This is a genomic window from Spirosoma taeanense, assembly GCF_013127955.1.
Lineage (GTDB): Bacteria > Bacteroidota > Bacteroidia > Cytophagales > Spirosomataceae > Spirosoma > Spirosoma taeanense.
The window spans coordinates 3346819-3371869 of the sequence record NZ_CP053435.1 but is presented as its reverse complement, the minus strand read 5'-3'; the positions used below and the strand labels follow the sequence as shown (position 1 = coordinate 3371869).

At 54.2% G+C, this 25051-nt stretch carries 21 protein-coding genes; 8 read left to right on the top strand and 13 right to left on the bottom strand.

What is annotated here, in order from left to right; translation table 11 throughout:
• Positions 1 to 5 precede the first annotated feature (5 nt).
• The 4 genes from HNV11_RS14070 to HNV11_RS14055 all read right to left on the bottom strand — a co-directional run bounded on the left by HNV11_RS14070 (position 6) and on the right by HNV11_RS14055 (position 2770).
• Positions 6 to 650, bottom strand: coding sequence for a DsbA family protein (locus HNV11_RS14070; RefSeq protein ID WP_171740271.1), 645 nt, complete (start codon positions 648 to 650; stop codon positions 6 to 8).
• A gap of 41 nt (positions 651 to 691) precedes the next feature.
• Positions 692 to 1285: a TetR/AcrR family transcriptional regulator gene (locus HNV11_RS14065; RefSeq protein ID WP_171740270.1), complete on the bottom strand. Its 594-nt coding sequence runs from the start codon at positions 1283 to 1285 to the stop codon at positions 692 to 694.
• A 203-nt stretch (positions 1286 to 1488) separates the two neighbouring features.
• Positions 1489 to 2259 (bottom strand): class I SAM-dependent methyltransferase, encoded by a 771-nt coding sequence (locus tag HNV11_RS14060; protein ID WP_171740269.1) that lies wholly within the window; start codon positions 2257 to 2259, stop codon positions 1489 to 1491.
• A gap of 43 nt (positions 2260 to 2302) precedes the next feature.
• On the bottom strand, positions 2303 to 2770 hold the full coding sequence (locus HNV11_RS14055) for a redoxin domain-containing protein (RefSeq protein ID WP_171740268.1): 468 nt from the start codon (positions 2768 to 2770) through the stop codon (positions 2303 to 2305).
• A 128-nt stretch (positions 2771 to 2898) separates the two neighbouring features.
• Between HNV11_RS14055 and HNV11_RS14050 the strand changes: the two genes are divergently transcribed.
• The gene (locus HNV11_RS14050; protein WP_171740267.1) at positions 2899 to 3819 is read left to right on the top strand and encodes an ROK family protein; all 921 of its coding nucleotides are present in this window, start codon (positions 2899 to 2901) and stop codon (positions 3817 to 3819) included.
• Positions 3820 to 3825: 6 nt separating this feature from the next.
• On the opposite strand, the gene HNV11_RS14045 is transcribed toward HNV11_RS14050, so the two are convergent.
• From HNV11_RS14045 to HNV11_RS14035, 3 genes are all read right to left on the bottom strand, one after another.
• A complete protein-coding gene (locus HNV11_RS14045; RefSeq protein WP_171740266.1) occupies positions 3826 to 4869 on the bottom strand; it encodes an MBL fold metallo-hydrolase in 1044 nt (347 codons plus the stop codon).
• 14 nt (positions 4870 to 4883) lie between these two features.
• Positions 4884 to 5369, bottom strand: coding sequence for a methylated-DNA--[protein]-cysteine S-methyltransferase (locus HNV11_RS14040; RefSeq protein WP_171740265.1), 486 nt, complete (start codon positions 5367 to 5369; stop codon positions 4884 to 4886).
• An 88-nt stretch (positions 5370 to 5457) separates the two neighbouring features.
• A complete protein-coding gene (locus HNV11_RS14035; protein ID WP_171740264.1) occupies positions 5458 to 6534 on the bottom strand; it encodes an NAD(P)H-dependent flavin oxidoreductase in 1077 nt (358 codons plus the stop codon).
• A gap of 178 nt (positions 6535 to 6712) precedes the next feature.
• On the opposite strand from HNV11_RS14035, the gene HNV11_RS14030 reads away from it, so the two are divergent.
• Positions 6713 to 8209 carry a glycine--tRNA ligase gene (locus tag HNV11_RS14030; RefSeq protein ID WP_171740263.1) on the top strand — a complete coding sequence of 499 codons (1497 nt, stop codon included), beginning with the start codon at positions 6713 to 6715 and terminating at the stop codon, positions 8207 to 8209.
• Positions 8210 to 8334: 125 nt separating this feature from the next.
• Here HNV11_RS14030 and HNV11_RS14025 read toward each other — a convergent pair whose 3' ends face one another.
• Positions 8335 to 8733 carry a LytR/AlgR family response regulator transcription factor gene (locus tag HNV11_RS14025; protein WP_171740262.1) on the bottom strand — a complete coding sequence of 133 codons (399 nt, stop codon included), beginning with the start codon at positions 8731 to 8733 and terminating at the stop codon, positions 8335 to 8337.
• A 213-nt stretch (positions 8734 to 8946) separates the two neighbouring features.
• Positions 8947 to 12933, bottom strand: a complete 3987-nt coding sequence (locus tag HNV11_RS14020; RefSeq protein WP_171740261.1) for a hybrid sensor histidine kinase/response regulator transcription factor — start codon at positions 12931 to 12933, stop codon at positions 8947 to 8949.
• 135 nt (positions 12934 to 13068) lie between these two features.
• On the opposite strand from HNV11_RS14020, the gene HNV11_RS14015 reads away from it, so the two are divergent.
• The 4 genes from HNV11_RS14015 to HNV11_RS14000 all read left to right on the top strand — a co-directional run bounded on the left by HNV11_RS14015 (position 13069) and on the right by HNV11_RS14000 (position 17468).
• Complete coding sequence (locus HNV11_RS14015; RefSeq protein WP_171740260.1) at positions 13069 to 13506, top strand: SRPBCC family protein; 438 nt, start codon at positions 13069 to 13071, stop codon at positions 13504 to 13506.
• A 207-nt stretch (positions 13507 to 13713) separates the two neighbouring features.
• Positions 13714 to 14958, top strand: a complete 1245-nt coding sequence (locus tag HNV11_RS14010) for a dicarboxylate/amino acid:cation symporter (protein WP_171740259.1) — start codon at positions 13714 to 13716, stop codon at positions 14956 to 14958.
• 188 nt (positions 14959 to 15146) lie between these two features.
• Positions 15147 to 16064 carry an ABC transporter ATP-binding protein gene (locus HNV11_RS14005; protein WP_171740258.1) on the top strand — a complete coding sequence of 306 codons (918 nt, stop codon included), beginning with the start codon at positions 15147 to 15149 and terminating at the stop codon, positions 16062 to 16064.
• Positions 16065 to 16142: 78 nt separating this feature from the next.
• A complete protein-coding gene (locus HNV11_RS14000) occupies positions 16143 to 17468 on the top strand; it encodes an ABC transporter permease (protein ID WP_171740257.1) in 1326 nt (441 codons plus the stop codon).
• Positions 17469 to 17660: 192 nt separating this feature from the next.
• Here the strand turns inward: HNV11_RS14000 and HNV11_RS24080 are convergent, their stop codons facing one another.
• From HNV11_RS24080 to HNV11_RS13990, 3 genes are all read right to left on the bottom strand, one after another.
• Positions 17661 to 17795: a hypothetical protein gene (locus HNV11_RS24080; protein ID WP_262889945.1), complete on the bottom strand. Its 135-nt coding sequence runs from the start codon at positions 17793 to 17795 to the stop codon at positions 17661 to 17663.
• Between the two features lie 127 nt (positions 17796 to 17922).
• Positions 17923 to 18534 (bottom strand): hypothetical protein, encoded by a 612-nt coding sequence (locus HNV11_RS13995; protein ID WP_171740256.1) that lies wholly within the window; start codon positions 18532 to 18534, stop codon positions 17923 to 17925.
• A gap of 564 nt (positions 18535 to 19098) precedes the next feature.
• Positions 19099 to 22026, bottom strand: coding sequence for a hypothetical protein (locus HNV11_RS13990; RefSeq protein ID WP_171740255.1), 2928 nt, complete (start codon positions 22024 to 22026; stop codon positions 19099 to 19101).
• Positions 22027 to 22119: 93 nt separating this feature from the next.
• Here HNV11_RS13990 and HNV11_RS13985 point away from each other — a divergent pair, with 93 nt between their 5' ends.
• Together HNV11_RS13985 and arsS are read left to right on the top strand one after the other, a co-directional pair.
• Entirely contained in the window at positions 22120 to 22452 is a 333-nt protein-coding gene (locus tag HNV11_RS13985; RefSeq protein ID WP_171740254.1) for an arsenosugar biosynthesis-associated peroxidase-like protein, read from the top strand.
• Between the two features lie 96 nt (positions 22453 to 22548).
• Entirely contained in the window at positions 22549 to 23595 is a 1047-nt protein-coding gene (arsS, locus tag HNV11_RS13980; RefSeq protein WP_171740253.1) for an arsenosugar biosynthesis radical SAM (seleno)protein ArsS, read from the top strand.
• Here arsS and HNV11_RS13975 read toward each other — a convergent pair whose 3' ends face one another.
• Entirely contained in the window at positions 23596 to 25026 is a 1431-nt protein-coding gene (locus HNV11_RS13975; protein ID WP_171740252.1) for an aldehyde dehydrogenase family protein, read from the bottom strand. It abuts the gene before it with no gap.
• Between the last annotated feature and the right edge of the window lie 25 nt (positions 25027 to 25051).

The following is a 25051-nucleotide window of genomic DNA, read 5'->3' as shown; positions in this document are numbered from 1 at the left end:
CGCAATTAGACGCTTTCCAGGGCACGGGTTATATTTTGCTCGAACTGTTCATAGGAAAGGTAGCCACGGGCAATCAGAAACAATTTACTGCCATTGTCCAGTATGACCGATGGAAACCCGTTGATGCCGTAGTTGGCAACAAGGTCAAACTCGGCCCAAGTCTGCCGTTTGATAGCTGAATCGGACAGATGCGCTACATACTCGTCGGGGTCAATCCCGAAGGGTTCGACCAGGGGACCGTAATTGGCATCGACGTTCAGATCAAGACCTTTTCGATAAAGCGCATGCTGAAGTATCCCGGCAAACTCAATGGCCCGGTCCGGCAGCACTGCTTTGAACAGCGTCATGGCCATGCCCGGTTTTTCGGAGTCCGAAATATACGTGTCGGATTGCAGGATGTCGGTCAGGTAGTATTCGCTGAACTGGACACCCGTATGGTCTTCGACAGTCCTGTAAGCCTGCTCGATGAACGTTCTTAATTCAGCAATGGGTCGGGCCCGGTCACCAGCCATCATTCCGCCACTCAAAACGTCGAAGTCAAACTCGTCAGAGCGGGTCTGGTACAAGCGCCGAATGACGGGGCTGAAGCCATAGCACCAGCCGCATAGGGCATCATACACGTAAATAATGCGTGGTTTGGTCGTCTGCATACCCACCTTACCCAAAAGCAACGGAAGCGTAACGAATCTGGCTATCGAAGGCCACGTACAAACCGACGCATGGTTTCGCGGTAAATCTGTTCCGACTGATCGAGGGGTTGCTCATCTTTCAGCAGCATCGCGAGCATGATCATCCCGTGCGAAACCGACCACCACTCGAAATACAGCCGCCGGATACTTTCCTTCGATTTCGGAATGAACGAGAAAATAATTTCGCTCACGATATCGCTGACTTCCTGCATCGCGCTGGACTGGTACACGGGCAGGGTGCAGTAGGCTCCGTCCAGATTATACATAACCTGGTACATTTCGGGCTGCTCCCGGGCAAAGGCCCATTGGATCAGAGAGATTTCGTAAAGCCGTTTTTCGGGGTCGCGGTAAAGCTTGAGGATACGCTCGTATTCCTGATGGAGATAGCGGAATCCTTCATTTCGTATTTCGTCCAGCAAAATGTCTTTGCTGTCGAAGTATTCATAAACAACGGGGGCGCTGTAATCTATTGCATCGGCGATTTTGCGGATCGACACCGCCTGCCAGCCTTCCCGGCGGGCAATGGCTTTCGCCGTTCCTATTATACCAGAGCGCGTCTGTTCGCGGGTGCGCAGTTTTCGCTCAATAACTTCCATACCTATAGGCTCTCTATCGACAGTTAACGGTGTTAAATTGTCTGAAAACTACGGATTTATGCTGGTATTATCCAGGATAAATGCAGATTTTCTACAAAAAGTTAAATTCTATCTTCGAGAGCTTTTATAATTAATTGACGGATAGCGGGTTACGGTAAGAATGCTCTACGTTCCAGCTTCACTCGATGCACCAGCCCTGTTAATTAGGAAAACACCCGTTCGGCCAGCAGCCAGACGTTCTCGTCGCCGAATGCATACGGCTCTCTGTCGACGGTTCCGTAACAGTCAATCGTGTTTAGACCTGCCTCCGCAAACAACCACCTGAGTTCGGCCAGGGTATAGACGTAGTGCTGCGCCGTGCGGGACTGCGTAAGCCCATTCTGTACGTAAGTTAGGTGCGAATCGATCCGGCTTTCGAGCGGGTCGTAGTCATTCTCCATCAGAAACAGGATTCGATCGGTACCTTCACCAATGGGTTGCCAGTTGTGGGTCTGGTAATCGGGCAGCACCGACTCCGCAACCATCTGCGAATGGGCCAGAAAACGGCCACCTGGTTTAAGAAGCAGGGCAATGCGGGTTAAAAAGGCCAGCATGTCGGCTCGGGGAAAAAAGCTGAAGCTGTTGCCCAGGCAATAAGCCGCATCAAACGAGGCTTCCGGCGCCAGCTGGTCAGGCAGTATGCTCAGAAAATCGGCCTGAATAGCCTCCAGAGAAAGTTTCTGCCCCCTGGCCTCGGCCTGCAATTCCGTTATGTACTCCTCTGAAATATCGACGCCCGTTAGCCGGGCGCCCATTCGGGCGAGTGGCAGGGCATGCCGACCATAGCCGCAGAATATATCCAGCAGCCGGTCGTCGGGGCCAAATTCGAGTGTGTCAACGAGCAGCTCCAGGTCGAGCTGGGTTTGCTCTTCGGTTTGTGCGGCTTTCCAGGCACTCTGGGGCAGACCCTGAAAGAATGTATGATACCAGGCCATAAGAAAAGAGGCAGAGGGCTGCCGACAGCCCGCTGTTCAAGAATTACTTTAGCTGCGCCAGTGTTTCCCGCAGGGCATTGAAATTCGGCACTTCACCGGCATTGTCGAGCACTTCGGCGTATTGAATGATACCGTTCGGATCGATCAGGAAAGCCGAGCGCTTACTCACGCCCTTCATATTCATCGAGAAGGTTTCGTAGAGTGAGTCATAAGCCGCCGAAACCTCTTTATTAAAATCAGACAGTAGATCGAAGGGTAGGTTCTGCTCCTGTTTAAATTTTGCCAGTACATAAGGTGAATCCACCGAAATCGCAACAATCTCGGCGTTCAGATCTGTGTACGTGCTGATTTTGTCGCGTATCTCGCAAAGTTCGACGGTACAGACACTCGTAAATGCCAGCGGGAAGAACAGAATAATCAGGTTTTTGCCGTGGAAATCGCCTAGAGAGACTTCTTTTTTATCGCTGTTGAACAGCGTAAACTCGGGCGCTGTTTGTCCGGGCTTAATCATAATCTATTTTTGAATTTGGTTTGTTGCGCTGAATCCGGTTTGGATTTGAGACGACGAAATTCCGAAAAAGCCATATCAATCCAAGCTGAATTCTGGTTCAAATCAAAAAACAACAGTTATTTGCGTTCATGACGACCTATTGGGGTATTGACTTAGGCGGCACCAAAATCGAAGGCGTAGTGATGACCGCGCCTTCGCCCGATGCCGTTCTTATCCGTAAACGGATTGACACCGAAGCCGATAAAGGATACGACCACATTCTGAATCAAATTGTCCGGCTGATTGAGCTGCTCAAAGCCGAAACTGGCCTCACGCCCGAACGCATCGGCTTTGGTACGCCTGGAACGTTTGACCCGGCCCGGCAGGCGATGAAAAACTGCAATACGACCGTGCTGAACGGTAAACCCATGAAGCAGGATCTGACCCGGCTGCTGGGATTACCCATTGAAGTAGCGAACGACGCCAACTGCTTTGCCCTGGCCGAAGCGACGCTGGGAATTGTGCCCGATGTTGTGCCCGACTACCAGACGGTGTTTGGGGTTATTATGGGCACCGGCGTTGGTGGAGGCATCGTAGTGCGCGGCAAAGACGGCCGACCGTTCGTGCTGAATGGCTTTCAGGGCATTGGGGGAGAGTGGGGCCATAATATTCTCGAAGAGAACGGCTACCCCTGTTATTGCGGGAAGCGGGGCTGTACCGAACAGGTTATCTCCGGTCCGGCTCTGCAGCGGTATCACCAGCAGATCAGTGGCGAAGTCAAAACGATGCAGACCATTATGGAAGGCTTCAGCGCCGGTACGGATCTGTTCGCCAGCCAGACGGTCAACCGGATGCTGGAGTATTTTGGCCGCGCGGTTTCGGTTATTATTAATATCCTCGACCCCGATGCGATTGTGCTGGGTGGGGGTGTGGGTAACGTAGACCTGCTCTATACGGAAGGCGTCGAACGCGCTAAGAAATATATTTTCAATAACGGCGAACTGCACACGCGTTTTCTGAAACCTAAGCTGGGCGACAGCGCAGGCGTTTTTGGAGCCGCGATGCTCTAAACGCATCTACCGGAACACGGTGGCCCGCCCTTCGGTGGGTACCAGAAACAAACGCTCGGCAACGCCTTTCTGCTGCAACGCTTTACGTAAATCCGTCACGGGTTCGTACAGCCCATCGTCGCCCTGCTGGAAGGTGCCGAAATGAATACCTATGGCCTGTGCGGCTTTGAGATCCAGAAAGGCCTGTACGGCCCCGGCGGGTGAGGTGTGGACGGGTGCCATAAACCATTCGGGCAGGTAGGAGCCGATGGGCAGCATGGCCAGCTTGATCGGGCCGGTTGGACTACGTGCCGCCTGTTCGGCAATCTGTTTGAAATGCTGACCGTAGCCGCTGTCTCCACAGAAGTAAACCGTTCCGAAACGGGTGTGAAGCAGGTAGCCCGCCCAGAGCGTTTCATTCCGGTCGCCCAGGCCCCGGTTGCTGAAATGCTGTGCCTGTACGCAGGTCAGACTGAGTCGGTCGTTTACCCGCAATGTATCGTTCCAGTCGAGCTCGCGGCTGGTTCGGGCGTCTACCGAGCGGGGGAGGTACGACACGCCGAGGGGCGTAACAAACAGCGGATTATGGGCCTTCACCAGTCGTTCGATAGTGGGCAGGTCGAGGTGGTCGTAGTGGCAGTGGCTCAGCAGCACGACGTCGATGGGTGGCAGCTCGTCAAAACGTAATCCCGGTGGCCGATGGCGTTTGACACCCAGCCACGAGGTCGGCCCAACGCGTTCCGACCAGACCGGATCGGTCAGGATGTTCAGGCCGTTGGTTTGCAGCAGGAACGTAGAATGGTTCACGAACGTAACCACCAGGCTGTCGCCTTCGATGCGCGTGGCGGGTCGGAGACCGACAAAGGCGTTGGGCTGTTCGGGCCACGGCTTTTTGTCGCGGTTGAGCAGCCACTTCAGCAGTCCGCCGGATTCACGTTCGGGCATGCCGGGGTTAAAAAACTTCTTGCCATCAAAATGATCGCTAACGGGGCCGTTGTAATGCGGGGCACAGGCCGTAACAACGCCGGTGAGGAGCAGACAAACAAGACGTGCAATACGCGCAGGCGGCATACGTAAAAGTATTTTTAAGAGAACAAGGATAATTGCCTGATGCTGCCGCGCTCATGTTCCAGCAGCCACTGCTTGCGCCACAGTCCACCTGCGTAGCCCGTCAGCGAACCATTGGAGCCGATAATCCGGTGGCAGGGCACCACAATCCAGAGCGGGTTCCGGCCGTTGGCAGCGGCTACCGCCCGGATGGCTTTCTCATCGCCCAGGCGTCGGGTGAGGGCCAGATAGGATAAGGTTGTGCCAAAGGGTACGTCGAGCAACGCCTGCCAGACGCTTTGCTGAAAGGCAGTTCCGGCTGGATTAATCAAAAAATCGAAGGTTTTACGGGTACCCGCAAAATACTCGTTGAGCTGCGTAACGGCCTGCATAACCGGCTCTGAAGGGTTTGCTGAATCGGGTGTTTCGTCCGAAACGTCCAGACAGGTAATAGTCGAAACGCCGAGGTCATTGCCGGTAATCCGAACCCGACCCAGTGGCGATTGCAGAAAGGCAGTTGTCATTTGAATAGTGGTGTTCCGGTAAAACTTGAAACAGGAGATAATGGTTGTAGGGCTGATTTCTTCTGAAACCTGCCCTACAACCATCGGACTAGTGCGATCCGAATCGGGCGAGTGCTTCCTGAGCCAGTCGTTTGGTTAACTCGCCTGCTGGTAGTTCCTGACTTAACCGGGCCGCCTGACCCGACCAGAGCGGACTGAAATCGGCTGAGTTTTTCGATTCCGCTTTAGCGCGCAGGGGAGTAAGAGCGCCCCCCGCCAAGGGAAATTCCGGTGCCAGGGCCGATAGGGGACCCACTTCCCGAACCAGCCGATTGACGATACTACGCGCCGGACGACCCGTAAGCACATTCGTTAGGGCGGTGTTACTGTCTTTTGCCGTTCGGAGCGCCTGCCGGTAAACCGGAGAAATCCGGGCTTCGGGACAGAACAGGTAGGCCGTTCCAAGCTGCACTGCTGAAGCGCCCAGCGCAAAGGCCGCAACGATACCACGAGCGTCGGCAATGCCCCCGGCCGCAATGACGGGCACCTTAACGGCATCCACCACCTGCGGCACCAGCGCCATGGTTCCTACCTGAGTGGCTATGTCGTCACTCAGGAATATTCCCCGATGGCCACCGGCCTCGGCTCCCTGAGCAATGATGGCATCGCAGCCGGCCGCTTCAAGCCAGCGGGCTTCGTCCACTGTAGTCGCCGAAGAAATGATTTTAGCGCCCGTAGCTTTCACCCGAGTCAGAAGGGTTGGGTCAGGAAGGCCAAAATGAAAGCTGACTACTTCGGGGCGTTCCTCAGCAACCAGATCGCAGAGAATCGCATCGAAGGGGCTTCGGCTAGCCGTGGGAATCATCATCTGCGGATCAAGTTCCAGCTCCCGATAATACGGAGCCAGCCGGTTACGCCATTCGTTCTCCCGATCCGGATCGGCCTGCGGGGCCTGATGGCAGAAAAAGTTCAGGTTAATGGGGCGGCTCGTCTGCTGCCGAATGAGCTGGAGTTCACTGCGTATCTGCTCTGGGCTCAGCAACGCGCAGGGGAGGGAGCCTAAACCACCAGCTTCCGATACGGCAATGGCCATCTCGGAGAAGACCGAACCCGCCATAGGCGCCTGAATAATTGGAATGTCGATACCCAGCAGCTGCTGGATGCGATTATCGGGCCAGGTGTTCATACGAATAGGCGCTTTAGATGTGATGGGTAGATTCCATCAACAGACCACCTGACAGAATCCTTACGTAAAGCTACGGGTAAAAACGAGTGGGAATAAACAGACATTTCTCCAGAGCTGCGGCTGCTCAGGCCGGTAGTTTTCGGCGCAAGTCCTATCTTTGTGGTCTCAGTAACGGATTATGACAGAGCAGAAAGTATCCCCGGCAACGTCCCTTCAGGACATTATCGCCCACGCCAAAGAATATGGCTTCGTGTTTCCGTCCTCCGAAATCTACGATGGCCTGCAGGCCGTGTACGATTACGGTCAGAACGGCGTCGAACTCAAAAATAATCTCAAAACGCTGTGGTGGAAGGCCATGACCCAACTCCACGATAACGTCGTCGGTATTGACGCGTCGATCTTCATGCACCCGCTTACGTGGAAGGCGTCGGGGCACGTCGATTCGTTCAACGATCCCATGATCGACAACCGGGATTCCAAAAAACGCTACCGCGCCGATCAACTGCTTGAACTGAAGGCTGAAGAATATGCCAATGCCGGCGACGAAGCCCGCAGCACCGCGCTGCTTCAGGAAATGGGGCGTCTGCTGGGCGAGAACGACCTCGAAGGCGTTCGTAACCTCATCATTGCCGAGGGCATCAAAGACCCCGTATCCGGCACCGACAACTGGACGGAAGTCCGACAGTTCAATCTGATGTTCTCGACGCAGGTCGGTTCGCTGGCCGAGGACGCCAGTCTGATTTACCTCCGTCCCGAAACGGCTCAGGGTATTTTTGTCAACTTCCTGAACGTACAAAAAACCGGTCGGATGAAGGTGCCGTTTGGTATCGCCCAGATTGGCAAGGCGTTCCGCAACGAGATCGTAGCCCGGCAGTTTACGTTCCGGATGCGCGAGTTTGAGCAGATGGAGATGCAGTTCTTCGTACGGCCCGGCACCGAAATGGAGTGGTACGAACGCTGGCGCGACACCCGGATGAAATTCCATCAGGCGCTGGGATTACCCGCCGAGAAGCTGAAGTTTCATATCCACGAGAAGCTGGCGCATTACGCCAATGCGGCCGTTGATATTGAGTACCAATTCCCGTTTGGTTTCCGCGAGATGGAGGGTATCCATTCCCGTACCGACTTTGACCTGAAGTCGCACCAGGAGCTGAGCCGCAAAAAACAGCAATACTTCGACAACGACGTAGACCCCGCCACGGGCAAGCCGTACGGCAATTACATTCCCTACGTAGTCGAAACCTCCGTAGGCGCCGACCGGCTGTTCCTGGCCGTGTTCTGCAATGCCTTCACGAAAGAAACCGTGGGCGAGGGTGCCGACCAGAAAGAGCGGACGTATCTGAAACTGCACCCCGCGCTGGCGCCCATCAAAGCGGCCGTGTTCCCGCTGGTCCGTAAAGACGGTCTGCCCGAGAAAGCGGAGCAGATTGTTAAGAGTTTACGTTCCGAATTTCGCGTGATCTACGAAGAACGCGATGCTATCGGTAAGCGGTATACCCGGCAGGATCTGATTGGAACGCCTTTCTGCATCGCCGTGGATTACCAGACCCTGGAAGACGATACCGTGACGATCCGCTACCGCGACACAACCGAGCAGATTCGTGTGCCCATCAGCGAACTGAAAGCCCGCATTAGTCAGGAAGTTTCAATGGAGCGTGTGTTAGAGAAAATGTAAGATTAGTAACAGGTTTCCCGAAAGTAATTCTTAAAGGGTTACTAGACTTACAGAACCTGTTTTTAATGCAGAAACGCCCCGGTCAGTTTGGCCAGGGCGTTTCTTTATCAGGTGCTTCAAGAAGATCAGTTCAGATGGGGCATGTTGTTCATGAGCTGCCGGCGAACCGTACTCCAGCGCCGACGCGATACGGGCAGCACATCGCCCGTTGACAGATGAACCAGACCGCCCGTATCAGTACGCTCCAGCCGCTCAACGTAACGGCGATTAACTACGCAGTTGCGGTGCAGCCGGATAAACCATTCGGCCGGCAGCTTGGGCGTATAGTATTTCAGCGTGCGGGGCATCAGCATTCGCTTGCCATCCATCCAGTTGAGCCAGCTATAGTTAGCAACGGCCTGCATATAGACCAGGTCAGCTACAGGGAATGACTGACGACCGGTTTCACGTAAGTAAAGTTTCAGCGGGGGCCATTCAGCGGGTTGGGTGCGGGCTGAATTTACGGCGGAGGAAAAGTAAGTCATGCGAGTATGATTTGAGTGTGTTGAAGAACTGATACAATGTTACAGGAAGTTACATTTGGCACCTAGTTCATTCGTAACACGTTCTATCAAGTTTGTAACATGACCCCCAAACGTCCAATTTACGTGTATAAACAACTAATTAAAGTGCAAAAGAAAGCCCGTACAGATAGCCGGGCTTAAAGAAAAATAAGCAGACAACTGAGGAGCGGAGGCCTAAGCAGACCTGCGCCGATTCTGTTCAACGTACTCGGAAGGGGTTAAACCATGCTGGTCCTTAAAGACTTTCGAGAAATAAGCAGGGTCCATACCAACGGCGAAGGCTACGTCGGAAATAGATACGTTGGTCAGCAGCATATCAGCCGCCCGGTTGAGCCGCACGGCCCGGATCAATTCAACGGGCGTAAGACCGGTCATGGCTTTCACCTTCCGGTTGAGCTGCATGCGGCTCAGATTAACGGATGCCGCCAGGGGTTCTACGCCAAAATTGGTGTCGCCCAGCCTGGCTTTAATCACGTCATACAGACGGTTCATGAATTCGTCTTCGGCCACTTCACTCTGAGTTGGCAGGTGCCCCTCGCTTAACAGCTGCATTCGGAAATGCTGCCGGAACCGGCGTTGCTGCTCCAGGCGGTTTCTGACCCGCCAGCGCAGTTCATCAACCTGAAAAGGCTTCGTTAAATAATCGTCAGCACCGGCGGTCAGACCTTCCACGCGGCTGTCCGAGCCGGCTTTGGCCGTCAGAAGCAGCACCGGAATATGGTTCGTAACAGGGCTGCTTTTCAATTGGCGGCAGAGTTCAAACCCATTCATTTCGGGCATCAGAACATCGCTGATGACCAGGTCCGGACCTTCAGAAGTTGCCGTATCGACCCCTAAGCGGCCGTTATGTACCCGGCGGACATGCCATTCCACGCTCAGGATATCTGTAATGAACTCGGCAAGCTCGTCGTTATCTTCTACGAGCAGAATATAGGGCAGATCGGCGGAATTGGTTGACTCCGGCGAGGTGACGGGTTCCCGTTGGGGAGTAGGCAGGGGCTGCACGGGTGTTTCGCCACCCGCGCGGGCTGAGCGACAGGGTAATTCAACGGTGAACGTTGAACCTGCACCCGGCCGGCTTTCGGCCCGGATAGTGCCCTGCATCACGTCGACCAGTTCTTTCACCAAAGCCAGTCCAATTCCCGATCCAACCAGGCTGCGACTGGCCGTTTGGTCGGCCTGATAAAACCGGTTAAAGATGTAAGGTAGTTTATGATCGGCAATACCCGTGCCCGTGTCGCTGACGATTAACCGGATAATACTGTCGGCGGGTTGCTCAGCCTCCGTTGGTGCCGGGGTTTCGGGTATTGACCGGACAGACAGGGTTACATCGATCTTCCCATTTTCGCCGGTAAATTTCAGCGCGTTAGCCAGCAGATTATTCAGGATTTTCTCCAGCTTGTCGGCGTCGAACCAGTAGAAGCGGTGCGTAACCTGGGGCTGTAGCCGAAGCTGAATCTGTTTGCGTTCGGCTTCTTCCTCAAAGACGAGCGTTGTACGCTCGACAAACTCCACCAGATCGCCCTGAGCGGGTGTGACTGTCAGACTGCCGGCCTCCAGCTTAGCCAGGTCCAGCAGCTCGTTAATGAGCCGCAGCAACTGGCTGGCATTCCGATAGACCATGGACAGCCTGCTATGGTGCTGGGGATCGTTGATTTCGTTGAGCAGCTGCTCCAACGGCGTCAGAATGAGCGTAAGTGGAGTGCGAAACTCGTGGGTGATGTTGGCAAAGAAACGGGATTTGACCTCGTCGAGATTCCGAAGCTGAATAGATTCCTTTTCCTGAAGTTCAATATGGCTTTGCAGGCGTATCCGATTGATCCGGATGCGGACAAACGTAATGATCGCGCCCAGCACCAGCAGACCGTAGAGTGTATAGGCCCACCAAGTTGCCCAGGGCGACGGCTCAATGACGACCCGAATCTGGTGCGTATGCGGACTCCAGATTCGCGACGTATTGGATGCGTTGACCACGAACGTATAGGTAGCAGGTGGCAGGTTAGTGTACGTCGCGGTGGCGAGGTTATTGGTATATACCCAGTCGTTGTCGAGACCAATCAGCTTGTGCCGATACTGATTTTTGTCACTCTGGTTGTATTGCAGAGCCGCAAAATCGAACGACAGGAAGTTCTGCTCGTGGTTCAGAACGATCTCGCGGGTTTCGTTAATATCCTGTCGGATGGGTGACTCCGGGTCAAGCGCACTGACCGGCTGATTGTTAATGCGCAGGGCCGTGAGCGCCACGACGGGCTTGAAATTATCATCATTGACCCGGCGCGGGTTAAAAACCGTGTAGCCGCCAATACCGCCGAAGACGATCCGCCCGTTGGGCAGCGCAAGGTCCTGAAACCGGTTGAACTCTTCGCTGGGCAGCCCGTCGTCGGTAGTATAGTTCCGCACGTCGAACGATTTACTGTCGAAGCGGCACAACCCCCGGTTCGTACTCAGCCAGAGATGACCGTCGGCATCAGGGCGAATACCGTAAACAACGTTATTCGGTAACCCATTGCGTACCGTAAAACAGCGAATCTGACCTGTATGCTTGTCGAGTCGACACAGGCCATTGCCGAACGTACCGATCCACAGATAGTTATACTGCGCCGGGTCCTGCGCCAGACTGAGCAGCGAATTCACCGGTAGCGCATCCGGACTAGCCGGATTCATGCGCCAGCGGATCAGCCGGTTCGCCGACAGGTCGGCCCGAAGCAGGCCGTGGCTTTGCGTAGCCAGATAAATACGGCCGCCATCAACTGTCATGGCCATCACCTCGTAGGGATTTCCGGCGGGTATGGGTAATGGGAAGACCGTAAAGGAGTGCTGTTTGGGGTTATGGCGAACCACCGCGCGCCCATCGGTTCCCAGCAGGCCCCACATCTCGCCCTCGGGTCCGGTGGTCAGGATAGGTAACCGGAATACCCCCCCCGGTAGCCAGCGTGCCGGAATACCCACGGGCTGAACGGGCGTAAAACGTCGCTGAGCCGTATTGTACTGATACGGGACAATAGAGCGTCCGCCGACCCACAGATTTTTTTGTTTGTCGAACTGATAACGCAACTGAAAAGGTCCCTGTGTCCGGATAGGGGCTGGAACAGCACTGATGGGTATCCCCAGTTCCTGGGTTATCCAGTCGGTTTGAAAGTTAATCCGGTGGGGCCAGGAATGAAACGGATTCCTGTTAAGGTCAAACTTCACCACACCATCGCCGTTTGTGCCAACCCAAAGTACGTTCGAGCGGTCAACCAGCATCGAGAGGGGCTGGTAAAAAGCAAATTTCGGATCGGTTGGCAGTAAAACCAGTCCCGTGCGGTCGTTATAGACCGCCTGGTTTACGTAGTCGTTGCCCTGTTGGTCCTGCGCAAATAAAGGCGATTCTGCCGAAAGGCCCGGCACCGCAATCACCCGCCGGGTTCGGCCGGTAGTGGGATTAAACAGCGCGAACTGCCCGGGAAAACCAAGCATCAGTTCGCCATTCGCCCGCAGGTGCAGCGCTCGTACGTCGTTGTGAGGTAGGCCGGCGAACGTTCGAAAAACGGTAAACTCACCACTCGCCGGATTGTAGCGGTGAAGACCATCTGACGTAGCCAGCCATAGAAAACCTTTCTGGTCAGTGAGAATCGCCGAAATCCGGTGCTGTACCGAATCATTTCGGATTGCCCAGCGGTGATGGCTGATAGTGCCGTTGGCACTGATCCGGAAAAAGCCATTCGTCTGGGTGGCGACCCAGGCCTGACCACGCTGATCGGGTACAATAGAGGTGAGCAGCTTCCGGGTGGCGATCCGCCGGAAAGCGGGGGAGTCGGAGACGCGGTGCGACTGCTCCGTAATCGGGTTGAAACAATCGATGTTGTTATTTTCCGTACGCACCCAGATCTGCCCCAGCTTATCCTCCCGAATCTCGTAAATACTGCTGAAGGATAGCGAACGAACGTTCTGCGGATCATGGTAAAAAATTTTGAAGCGAATTCCGTCGTATCGGCACAGTCCATCGCGGGTGGCTAACCAGATAAAACCACGCTGATCCTGCAGCATCGACTTGATATAGCCCTGGGGCAGTCCCTTCCGGACGGTCAGGTATTCCGGAGGAGGCACATCCGCCCGGCCCAGGTAGCCAGATGTCAGCAGGATAAGCAAAATCAGGAACCCGCTTCCAAACCGAAGCATAGGCGAATGGGTTATCCGTCGAAGCAAACAAGCTATGTACTGACTCATCCCCAGGCTGGCCAGCGACAACGGAATATGATTTAGTAATTGATAAAATTTTAATCCCATTCGTCCAACAAGTTACCAGCACCGGTGATGCAACTACTCCTCAAAACCCACGTTAACCAGTCCCTGCCTGTTGTCTGGGCTGGCTTTAACCGAACGTTATTCGACCGGCTTAGCCCTCCCTTTCCACCCGTCGATGTCGTCCGGTTCGACGGGTGTCTGCCGGGCGATGTTGTGCACCTTCGGCTTAATTTTCTGTTTTTTCGCCAGGACTGGATCAGCCTGATTACGGACCAGCAAACCACGGGCCAGGAAATCTATTTTATCGATCAGGGAACTAAATTACCCTTTTTCCTGGCTTCCTGGCGCCACCATCATCGGCTGTTGCGTCACCCTTCAGGCGGTACCGTCGTTGTTGATGATATTAACTTCAGCACCCCATTTCAATTGACTGATTATTTGATGTATCCGCTCATGTGGCTTCTGTTTGCGTATCGTAAACCCATTTACCGGGCCGTTTTTAAGTAGAAACGGCCCCGCCGTTATTGAGTGAACGGTCACCAACCAAACTGCATATTACACTATGTAACTAACTATTGCAAAAAACGAGTGCGAGTTGCGGCTTTTCGGGTATAAACAAACGAGCGTCTGTTTCTGGTATGGTTTCGGGCCGGACTCTTTCCGAACTGGGTGGATTCCGTTACTTTTGTCAGTACGGCTTTTTAAACCGACTGCATGAAACTCCCCAATCTGACAACCCGCATTTTTCTGGGCATGGTGCTCGGCATTCTGATCGGTTATCTGTTTCCGGCCACAGACTCTGGTTTCTCCGGCACCGATCTGAATATCCTGTCCAAGATTTTTCTTCGACTGATCAAGATGATTATCGGGCCGCTGGTATTCGCTACGCTCGTGGTAGGTATTGCCAAACTTGGTGATTTTGGCACCGTCGGTCGGATTGGTCTGAAGACGCTGGCTTATTTTTATTTCGCTACGATTCTATCGCTGGTCGTGGGGCTGCTGGTTGTTAATGTCATGAAGCCCGGCGAAGTCATGAGCCTGCCGCTGCCCCCCAAAGGAACCGACACAGGCGTTGAGGTGCAGAAACTGACGTTCGACAATTTTATTACGCACATCGTCCCGACGAGTTTTGTGGATGCCCTGGCCACTAATGAAATCCTCCAGATTGTGGTCTTCAGTATCTTCTTCGGTATTGCCGTAGGGTCTATTGGGGCACAGGGCAAGATCATGATCAAAGCGCTTGATGCCCTGTCGCATATCATGTTTAAGGTAACGAGCTACGTGATGGCGTTTGCACCCTTTGGCGTCCTGGGTGCCATTGCGGCCGTTGTGGCGCAGCAGGGACTGGGCATCCTGGCGGGCTATGCCTACCTGATTCTTTGCTTCTTTGGTGGACTGATTTTCTTTGTGTTTGTGGTGCTAACCCTGATTTGCCTGGTCGTCCGCATTCCCTACCTGGCTCTGCTGAAAGAAGTTCGGTCGGCCATTATTTTGTCGTTCAGTACGGCCAGTTCGGAGGCTTCGTTTCCGCAGACGATTGAGGCTCTGCGCAGGTTTGGCTGTTCGGAGCGGATTATTTCGTTCGTGCTGCCGCTGGGGTATTCCTTCAACCTTGATGGATCCATGCTTTACATGACGTTTGCTACGGCCTTCATCGCGCAGGCTTACGGGGTTCCGCTGAGCATTGAGCAGCAGATCACGATGATGCTGACGCTGATGATTACCTCCAAGGGAATTGCCGGTGTGCCGAGAGCGTCGCTGGTGGTTATTGCCGGCACCATGTCGCTGTTCAATCTACCCATCGAAGGGCTGGCGCTGCTGCTCGGTATTGATCAGGTGCTGGATATGGGACGTAGCGCCACGAGCGTAGCCGGTAATGCCGTGGCTACCTGCGTGATTTCAAAATGGGAAGGCGAATTCCGCACTCAACCGGTGGATTCGGAAGAGATCACCGCCTGATTGGAAGGCTGGAATTGGCCGAGCAGACAATTCTTATAGTTGCTTTAGCCACAACTTGAGTAGGTTGTGGTTTTTTTCTAACCGTCTGTACGGCGGTTTAGCTGTTCATCCGTAATTAGTTGGTGTTGCGCAGCAGAAGTCTGTAGTTTGGTATTATTGCAGGCGCATCAACTACACTCCTAAACTAAATGAGTTCAATTCTCGAAACCCGCCACATTGTTAAACAATACGCCGAACACCGGGCTTTGGACGACGTCAGTCTGACTGTCCCGCAGGGCAGCATCTTCGGTTTGCTCGGTCCCAACGGTGCGGGTAAAACCTCCCTGATCCGGATTATCAATCAGATTACGGCCCCCGACGAGGGCGAGGTCATTCTGGCCGGTGAGCGGCTTAATCCCAGCCATATCAAGCGCATTGGTTACCTGCCCGAAGAGCGCGGTCTGTACAAGAAAATGAAGGTTGGCGAACAGCTCCTTTATCTGGCCCAGCTCAAAGGCCTGAGCGAGAAGCAGGCTATGGAAAAGCTGAAAACGTGGTTCGTTAAGTTCGACATCAAAACCTGGTGGAACAAACACGTAGAAGACCTTTCCAAAGGTATGCAGCAGAAGGTACAGTTTGTGGCCACGGTGATGCACGAGCCCGACCTGATTATTCTGGATGAGCCGTTTTCAGGTTTCGACCCCATCAACGCCAACCTCATCAAGGACGAGATTCTGGAACTTCGGGACCGGGGCAAGACGATTATTTTCTCTACCCACCGAATGGAATCTGTTGAGGAACTCTGCGATCATATCGCACTCATCAACCGGTCGCATAAGGTACTCGATGGGCCAAAGCGGGCCATCAAGGAGCAGTTCAAAACGCATACCTATCATGTCGAGTACCAGGGCGCCCTGGGCGACCTTCCCCCCGCCTTCGACATGCTGAAAACCACCCCGGTCGAAGACGGATTCCTGCGTACCGATATCCGGATTCCGCCCGATGCGGCCGTTAACGACCTCATTTGCCTGCTGCTCGACCGCGTGGCTGTTCGGTCGTTTGGAGAGAACATCCCAAGTATGAACGACATCTTTATTCAGGCCGTCGGCGAGGTGCCAACAACGTAATTACAAGGCCCGAAATCCAACGAGTAATTTGATCGTAAACTCACTTAACCGGCGCAGTCCTGCTGTGCAACCCATGAAATGCATACAATTTTCCTGATTATCAAGCGCGAATATCTGGTACGGGTACGTAAGAAGTCGTTTATCATCATGACGATTCTGGGGCCGATGCTGATTTTTGCGTTCTACGCCATTATCGGCTGGGCCGCCATCAGCTCGATCGACCAGAAAAAAGTAGCCGTTGTGGATGAGAGCGGCCGCTTTGCCGGAAAGTTTAAAAACAGCGATGAAACGGTTTATTCTTATCCGAAGCAATCGCTGGCAACAGCCAAGAAAGAATTTGTGAAGCAGGGGTACGACGCGCTGGTGTTTATACCCCAGGACGTGATCGACCGCCCGAAAACTGTCCAGATTTTTGCCGAGAAAAGCGTGAGTCTGGCGCTTCAGAGCAATATTGAACGGGCCATCTCCAAGGAAATTGAGACGATCAAGCTGGAACAGGCGGGCATTACGCAAAAAATCATTGAAGATGCCAAGATCAACGTAGACGCGCAGACGATCAGCCTGAGCGCCGAAGGTGAGAAGAGTAGCAACTCCATTGCCACGACCATCATCGGCGGCATCTGCGCCATGCTGATTTATATTTCCGTGCTGATTTATGGTACGCAGGTGATGCGGGGCGTTATGGAAGAAAAGACCAACCGGATTGTGGAGGTAATTATTTCGTCGGTGAAGCCGTTTCAGCTGATGCTTGGTAAGATAATTGGCGTTGCGCTGGTGGGGCTGACGCAGTTTCTGCTCTGGATTTTCCTGACGATTGGCCTGCTGACGGTTGGGTCGAGTATTATCGGGCGGCCGCAGGAGTCGGCGCAGGCAGCTATGACGACCCGCATGAATGCCATGCCGGGTCAGCAGGAGGTCCAGCGCAAAATGGCCACTGCCGACAACCCCGTCGCTGATTTTTTCAAGGCGGTCGAAACGCTCAACATTCCGCTGATTATTGCCTGTTTCCTGTTTTATTTCCTGGGTGGCTATCTGTTGTACAGCGCCTTATTCGGCGCCGTGGGCGCGGCCGTTGACAATGAGACAGAAACGCAGCAGTTCATGTTTCCTATTACAATCCCGATCATTGCCGCCATTGCGTTTTCGCAGTTTGTGGTCCGCGACCCCGACGGTCCGATGGCGTTCTGGACGTCGATGATTCCGCTGACCTCTCCCATCGTGATGATGGTCCGGATTCCGTTTGGCGTGCCGGGCTGGGAGTTGGCCCTATCGATGGTTCTACTGGTTCTGGGCTTTATTGGCACCACCTGGATAGCGGCCCGCATCTACCGCGTAGGTATCCTGATGTATGGCAAGAAGGTGTCGTACCGCGAGCTGTCAAAATGGGTGTTTTATAAAGGCTAAGCTATTCCGTTACATTTGCAATTCCCCGCTAACGATTGATGCGTCAGCGGGGAATTGCGTTTCCAGCGTAATGTTGGTAGCCAGGTGCTAAACGTATTGAATACGTCATCTACCTGACCGTCCGGCTAAACCGGAGATTGCGATTATATAACAGTTACGTAAAGAGAAATTCATTTTGGCAGCATATGTTACTTAAGCTGTTTTGGTGCGCGGCCGGGCCACGGTTTCCGACGAGTCGGCATTGGCCTCCGTCTGGAAACCAGTGTCGGTATTGCCGGGACAGATAGCCGTTGCCGGGCTGACTCTGTGCTGGTATTCTCCGTGCATCGTTTCGGAAAACTCAGCACAAATGCTTTACTGGCGTAGTAGGTGGCAATAAACGGGTTTGTCTGGGACGACCCTGACGACGCTACGTTGATAATGCCGCCGTCTAGTTAGTAAATGGCTAAATAACCTAAAAAGCATAACCCAAACTAATGCCCGAACGAATATCAAGATTGAGGTAGTCACCTACGTCTGCTATGACTGTACCGTACCGTAAGGTATGCTGAACGTCTTGAATAGGAAATGCACCCGCCCCGTTGAACAGCTCTATTACAAATCCTCGGCGACTTACCCATTGATAACCAATTGTTAGGCCTAAACCAATGGAGTTAACCTTTATCTCATCCAAATCGCCTGTTTTATTGGTGCCATAACCTACTCGTTGTACGTACTGCATGGATCGGGCTTTCAGGTAGGGGTTTATAAAAATTCCCGTTGGGTGGGCTTTCGCAGCTAACCGGGTGAGCGATGCGGTGTAGATTTTCCCTTCCAGCGTGGCATTAACAAAGGCCTTGTCCTCACCATATCCTTGGGGGAGTTTCAACCATCGTGAACTGAATCGAATAGCAGACCGTCGCGATAAGGCCCGTTCGTAAAACAGCGATACAGGAGCCAGAAGATTTGTTTTCAGGAGGTTGGGACGGCTCCATAATCGGGTGGCGTCCTGAGCCTCTGCCCCGGCAAGTCCTATCAGTAGCCCTGCGCAAGCTAATGGGATCCGATAAACGGAAAAAAGAGACATAGGATATATGTAACTTTATAATGCAAATCTAAGCTACGAATAAGTTACTGTTACTGAATCTGTTTTCTTTCGTCTTTACGTCCAGCCTAGTGCTCTTCCATTTTAATTCTTATGTCAACCCGGTTCACAAACCGGGTTGACATAAGAATTAAAATGGAAGAGTTTGGCTTCCGCAGTCGCCACGGTGAAACTCCAATGCACTTTGACAGCTCGTTGGTTGCGCTCGGCGACCCCAAGGCCTATCTCCCGACTTAGTTCCTCCAGGTTTCCAATACGCCGGTTCAAACATTAAAACGGGCCAGCACCATTAGCGGCTCCTGTCCGGCGGGGTGAGTTAGTGATAGCCAGTCGAAGCGTTTTTCTCAGGTGCGTTGCAACGCCCGCCGTCATAAAGAGATTGATTGAGCAGGCCCTGCGCCGGGCGGGTCAGGCTATAAGTAAGCTGCTGTAATTTGGATACTCACCCAATGGATTGGAGAACACAGAGTTGGTCTGGTTTTACCGGACAGTTTCCTATCTTTTCGTAAACCAATTGATTCAGGTTCCTCATTGCCCTTGTTTGTTTTAGAAGCCAATGTCAATGATTAATGGCTGTACCAGCCACTGACCGGTTGTGAGATTATAAATACTACGTGCGCCCAGTTCAAGAGGAGTACGTACCCGCAGCGCGTTGAAGACAAATGATACATCCAAACCGGCCGTCTGGTATGAGCGGGTGCGGTCCTGATACCCGCGCAGTCGCCCATACACGTCAAGCACCTGTAGCGTACTCTTGCCCTGAGCGTAGTCGTAAAAACCAGCAGCTTTGATGCGCTGTATATAAAGCCAGCGGCCGAGCGCCCAGTGCATATCGGCCACCGGAAAGCGGTATTCGGCGCTGCCGACCGTAATCTGGTCGTCGCTTACGTAAGGCTGTCCTCGAGGATAAAAAACCACCGGCTGAAAGCGATACGTACCGCGCGACTGCTCCTGATAGCCCGCCCGCAACCGTAAGGAATGGTGTTTGGCCAGACCCGGAAAAAACAAGTTGCCCTGAATGCCCCACTGTTCGGCCTGGAGTGCCCCACCAAACGGTGTGTTGCGGTACGTGGCCGATAGAGACTGACCCCAGCGCGGGCCGACGTCGCGTTTGCTTTGCCGCAGGAGCCGCTGATAGCTAAAGCCATACGTCATGGCGCTGAGTGCCCCCGCACTACCTACTTCCGAAAGGCTGCGAATCGGCAGGTCGTAGCCGCTCACCGACAGGTAGTTGTAGTACCCCGAAACCGATGCCGACTGAGCATATTTCGATTGCGTGAAATTAACCGGCAGCCGGACCCCCGCTGTGAGCTGGTTGTACTGCCAGCGGTCGGAGCGTAGACTGTCGGCCGGGAACACCCGGTCGATGTAGACCGACGAATTGCGATTACCGCGCTGGAAACTCAGGTCAATGATCGGGTAAAGTCCCTGATAGCTGAGCAGGGAATAGGCATTACCGGTTCGTTCGGCCTGATTATAGGTGTACCCAACGCTGATTTGCGTCGTGCTGAGCAAGTCCTGCGAGGCTATACCCACCGATAGTGCCTGACCGGTGCTGCTTATAGTTGGCCCCCAGCTATAGATATTGATGGCGTTTGTAAACCGGCGGTAGCGGGTAGGGGTATAGGGCCGGGCAGCTGGCAGGGAATCGGCCAGAATCCGGCGTCCCAGAACTGCACCAGCCTCTAACTGGGGCAGCGAGCCAAAATAGCGCACGGGCTGAACAGGCTGGCGCCCAGCCGGATTTGGCTCAACGGGTTGCCAGTTGGCCGGGGTCAGGGGCATATCGGCAATGCGATAGCCGGTGGCGGCAAAATCCTCAAACGCCAGACGAGTTGCCGATGGAGACACGGCTGCGTGGTAAGCCGCCAGGGGGCGCGACGTAACCTGATAGATTTGCCGGGTCTGAACATTTACCGCGTAGATATTGTCGATGCCCGAGCGGGGTGAATTATAAAGTACGTAATTGCCCCAAGGCTGCGGATGGCTCAGGTTTTCGTTGGCCCGGGGCAGCAGATCGGTGCGAAGTCCCGTTCCCGTATCGAGCAGTTGAATGGTTTTCTGCCCGCCTTTCAACGCAACGGCCACGATAGTCCGGTTGTCGGCCTGCCAGCGGGGGTGCAGATAAAATTCATTGTCAGGATTGGCCAGCGTTTTTAAAATAGCTCCCGTCCGGGCATCCAGCACCAGCAGGCGCGTGCGGGCCTGATCGGTCGTTTCAACCACAATCAGTTTTTGGTTATCGGGCGAGAGGGCGGCTGCCGTATAGCGGGTGCGGTGGGTAAGTCGGGTGAGCTGACCCGTTGCTAAATCAAGCAGGCGAATGTTGGAATAGATCCGCTGACGCCAGCGCGGGTCGTAGCCGTACTCTATCCAGCAGACTTTCTGCGGTGTTGCCGAAAGCAGGTCCGGATCATTCGGAAACCCCTGCACAAAAACCTTTTCTTCTGTTTCCTGCCGGTTCAGCAGCACCAGCCGGGGCGTATCGCCCAGACCGCTTTTTACGCATAAAACCGTCGAATCGGTCAGAAACTGTGGGTGCTGGTAATTGGTAAAAACATTCCGTTCCCCTTTCACCGGAAAGGTCGTAGCGGGCGTAATCGACAATTGTTGCTGCTGTTTCTGCCAGGTTTCCGTCAGGTCGTCCATCGTCTTCTGGTAGAGCGCTTCCGTTCGCAGGCCCGTCTCTTCACGGATGCTGGCCGAAAAGGCGAAGGGCCAGGGAAACCGGCGGTAGTTGCGGTCCAGAATCCGGCTCCAGACATCGGGGCCGTTCGTCTGTTTGAGGTAGGTCGTCAGGAAATAGCCCAGCACGTAATGATCCGGCACGTTATCCCGATACGAGCCGCCGACCGCCTTGGGATAGCTGAACCGGCGACCGGCCAGCAGGTTTGCCCGCATACCCAGATCAAAATTGGGAATCCGGCCGCGTCCGCTGCGGCTCAGGAGGGTTTCGGTACTGACCGCGTCGCCTTCGGCAAACCAGTCTGGAACTGTGAGCAGGGGAAAATACAGGCCCGTATTACCAAGCAGCGTATACAGCACCCGACCGTAATGCTGGAGCGCCTTGTCATTCTGAACGACATGCCGGAATTCGTGTACAGCCAGCAGATCGAGCCAGTCGAACGTACCGAGCAGACCGGGGTCCTGCGGAGGAATCGCAAAAAACTCAGACCGGCGCGGGTAGAGCGTAACGAAGCCGTTACTGCTGGTCGTCTGATTCTGCAACAGCACCGAGATTGGCCGGGGCTTCCGGCCGAGCGAGGCACTAACAGGTTCGTACAGACTTTCGAGCCGCTGGGCCGTCCGCTGGGCCGTTGAGTCGAAACCCATCGGGTACAGTACCCGGAAGTGAGGGGTGGTAAGCCGGTACCACTTCAGACGAGTGGGATTCTGATTAAGAATGGGTAAGGTCTGGGCCGTTACCAGCAGCGTATTGAAAGCAAAAAGCAGCGTAAACAGTCGGGTTCTCATAGGGAATATAACGAAGATACGGACATTCATCCATCGTAAACAAAATCTGTTTACTTTGCCCGAACGTATATATCGAAAACCAAACGCCTGCTCATGGAAACCTATTATAACCCGGAGGACCTCAAAAAATTTGGCAACATCGGCGAGTACCAGAAAGAACTGGCCGATAAGTTTTTCTCGTATTACGGTTCCGTTTTTGCAGAAGGGGCTCTCACCGCCCGCGAGAAGTCACTGATTGCGCTGGCCGTGGCGCATACGGTTCAGTGCCCGTATTGCATCGACGCCTATACGAACGATACGCTCGAAAAAGGCTGTACGGAGGAGCAGATGATGGAAGCCGTGCACGTCGCAGCCGCCATTCGGGGCGGGTCTTCGCTGGTGCACAGCGTTCAGATGATGAACAAAGTGAAGCAGGTGTCGATGTAATAGTTAGTAGCCGTCGCCGGACGGTTAAACCACAATAGTATTCCTGCTAGTTACTGGTTCAGTCACCCAGTTGCCAGACGTTTAGTCTCCCACTCTATGAAAAGTTTAAAAGCCAGCGGACATCAGCTTGCCAGCTCGGTCGCTCAGCTTGGGTTGCTGGAGCAGGAGGTAGCCGAAAAACTGAAGCTACCTTCGTTCCGCGACAAGTTGAGGTCGGCCGGGCTGTTCCCGCTCCAACCCACCGAGTTGTCGGTCTTCCAGGTCAATGTGGGCAAGATGTGCAATCAGGTCTGCAAACACTGTCACGTGGATGCAGGGCCGGATCGTAAAGAGATCATGACCCGCGAAACCATGCAGCAATGCCTTGATGCGCTGGCAAAAACAACTCTGCAGACGGTTGACCTGACGGGTGGCGCGCCGGAGATGAACCCGGATTTCCGCTGGTTCGTTGCGGAAATTCGCCGGTTAGGGCGTCACGTTATAGTGCGCTGCAACCTGACGATCATCATGGCGAACCCTAAGTACCGCGACCTGCCCGAGTTTTACCGCCAGCATCAGATTGAAGTGGTTAGTTCGCTGCCGTTCTACAATGCCGACAAAACCGACCGCCAGCGCGGCAAGGGCGTTTTTGCTGATTCTATCGAAGCGCTGAAGCTGCTGAACGCGGTGGGGTACGGGCAGGAAGCGTCCGGCCTCCGGCTCAACCTGGTTTATAACCCGGCCGGGGCGTTTCTGCCTGGTTCGCAGGAAGGCTTAGAGCGGCAGTTCAAGCGGGTTTTGTTCGACGAGTTCGGGATTGTGTTCAACAGCCTTTACGCCATCACCAATATTCCCGTTAGCCGCTACCTCGACTACTTGATCCAGTCGGGCAACTACGACGGCTATATGGAAAAGCTGGTCAACGCGTTCAACCCCGCAGCCGCTGCGGGCGTCATGTGCCGCAACACGATTTCGGTCGGCTGGGACGGGCAGCTCTACGACTGCGATTTCAATCAGATGCTCGACCTGAACGTAGCCAGTCCGGTGCGGCACGTCCGGGATTTTGATCCTGTGCGGCTCAGCCAGCGGGCCGTTGTTATTAATGAGCATTGCTATGGTTGCACCGCCGGAGCGGGGTCGAGCTGCGGAGGCACAACGGCCTGACTACAGGTACTTTGCTACGAAGCTGATCAGTTTTTTTACCTTATCGGTATAGGGTGGGTAGATGAATTTCATCGTGCCGAAGTCGCGCTGCATGACCCCCCGCTGGTTCGAAAACTCCTGAAAGCTGAATAATCCGTTCGATTTGCCGATTCCACTGTTGTTAACCCCGCCAAATGGAAGCTCAACATTGCCAAACTGCACCAGTGTATCGTTGATAACGGTGTCGCCGGCCGAGGTATGATCGAGGATATACTGCGTGGCCTTCGGGTTGCGGCTGTGGATATACAGGGCCAGCGGCTTCTCGCGCTGGTTGATAATCTGCAGAGCGTCGTCGAGCGTGTCGTACGTCAGAACCGGCAGCACCGGCCCGAAAATCTCGTCCTGCATAATCCGCATATCGTCGGTAACGCCCTCCAGCACGGTTGGCTCGATAAAATTCTGGTCGGCGTTCGTCCTGCCACCCAACGTAACGGTTGCGCCCTTCTCAACGGCGTCGTTGATGAGCGATTGAATCCGCTGGAAATGCCGGTTATTGACGATTCGGGCGTAGCTGTCCGACTGTTCAACGGGCTGACCGTTCGGGCTGTACATACCCGTCAGCGTTTCGCGTATGGCCTGCATGAACGGCTGCTTGACAGACTGATGAACCAGCAGGTAATCCGGCGCAATGCAGGTCTGTCCATTGTTCAGGCATTTGCCCCAGGCCAGTTGTTCGGCGGCCTGCCTGAGGTTGGCTGACGTATCGACAATGGCGGGCGATTTGCCGCCCAGTTCCAGCGTTACCGAAGCCAGATGTTTGGCGGCCGCAGCCATCACGATACGGCCAACGGTCGGGCTACCCGTAAAAAAGATATGGTTGAACGGTAGTTCCAGTAACGCCTGCGCTACGTCGGCATCGCCCTCAAATACCGTCACCTCCTCCGGCGGAAACAGCCCGGTGATCATCTCTCGGATCAGACGGGAAGTGTTCGGCGTCATCTCCGAGGGCTTGAGTATAGCCACGTTACCGGCCGCCAGCGCCGACACCAGTGGGCGGATGGTGAGCAGGAAAGGGTAATTCCAGGGTGCAATGATCAGGACATTCCCTTTGGGTTCGTGACGCAGGTAACTTCTGGTGCCAACCAGACTCAGGGGCGTTGGCAGGCGCTGGGGCTTCATCCACTGCCGGAGATTCTTGATCGTGTGCCTGATTTCAGCGTATAGAGCGATCAGTTCACCGACGATTACCTCCGAGGGCGGCTTGCGAAAATCGTCGTACATGGCCCGCTGAATCTCGGCTTCGTGGGCGTTGACCCACGCCTGAATCCGCCGAATCCGTTCGATGCGCTGGTCTGCGGTAGTCAGGGCCATTTCGGGGGCGTGTCGACGCTGGGCGTCGAAGACCGTTTTCAGCTCGTCGTGTCGGTCAGTTTCGGGCAGCAGGGGATGCATAGGAGCAGACAAAGGGTTAATTTCG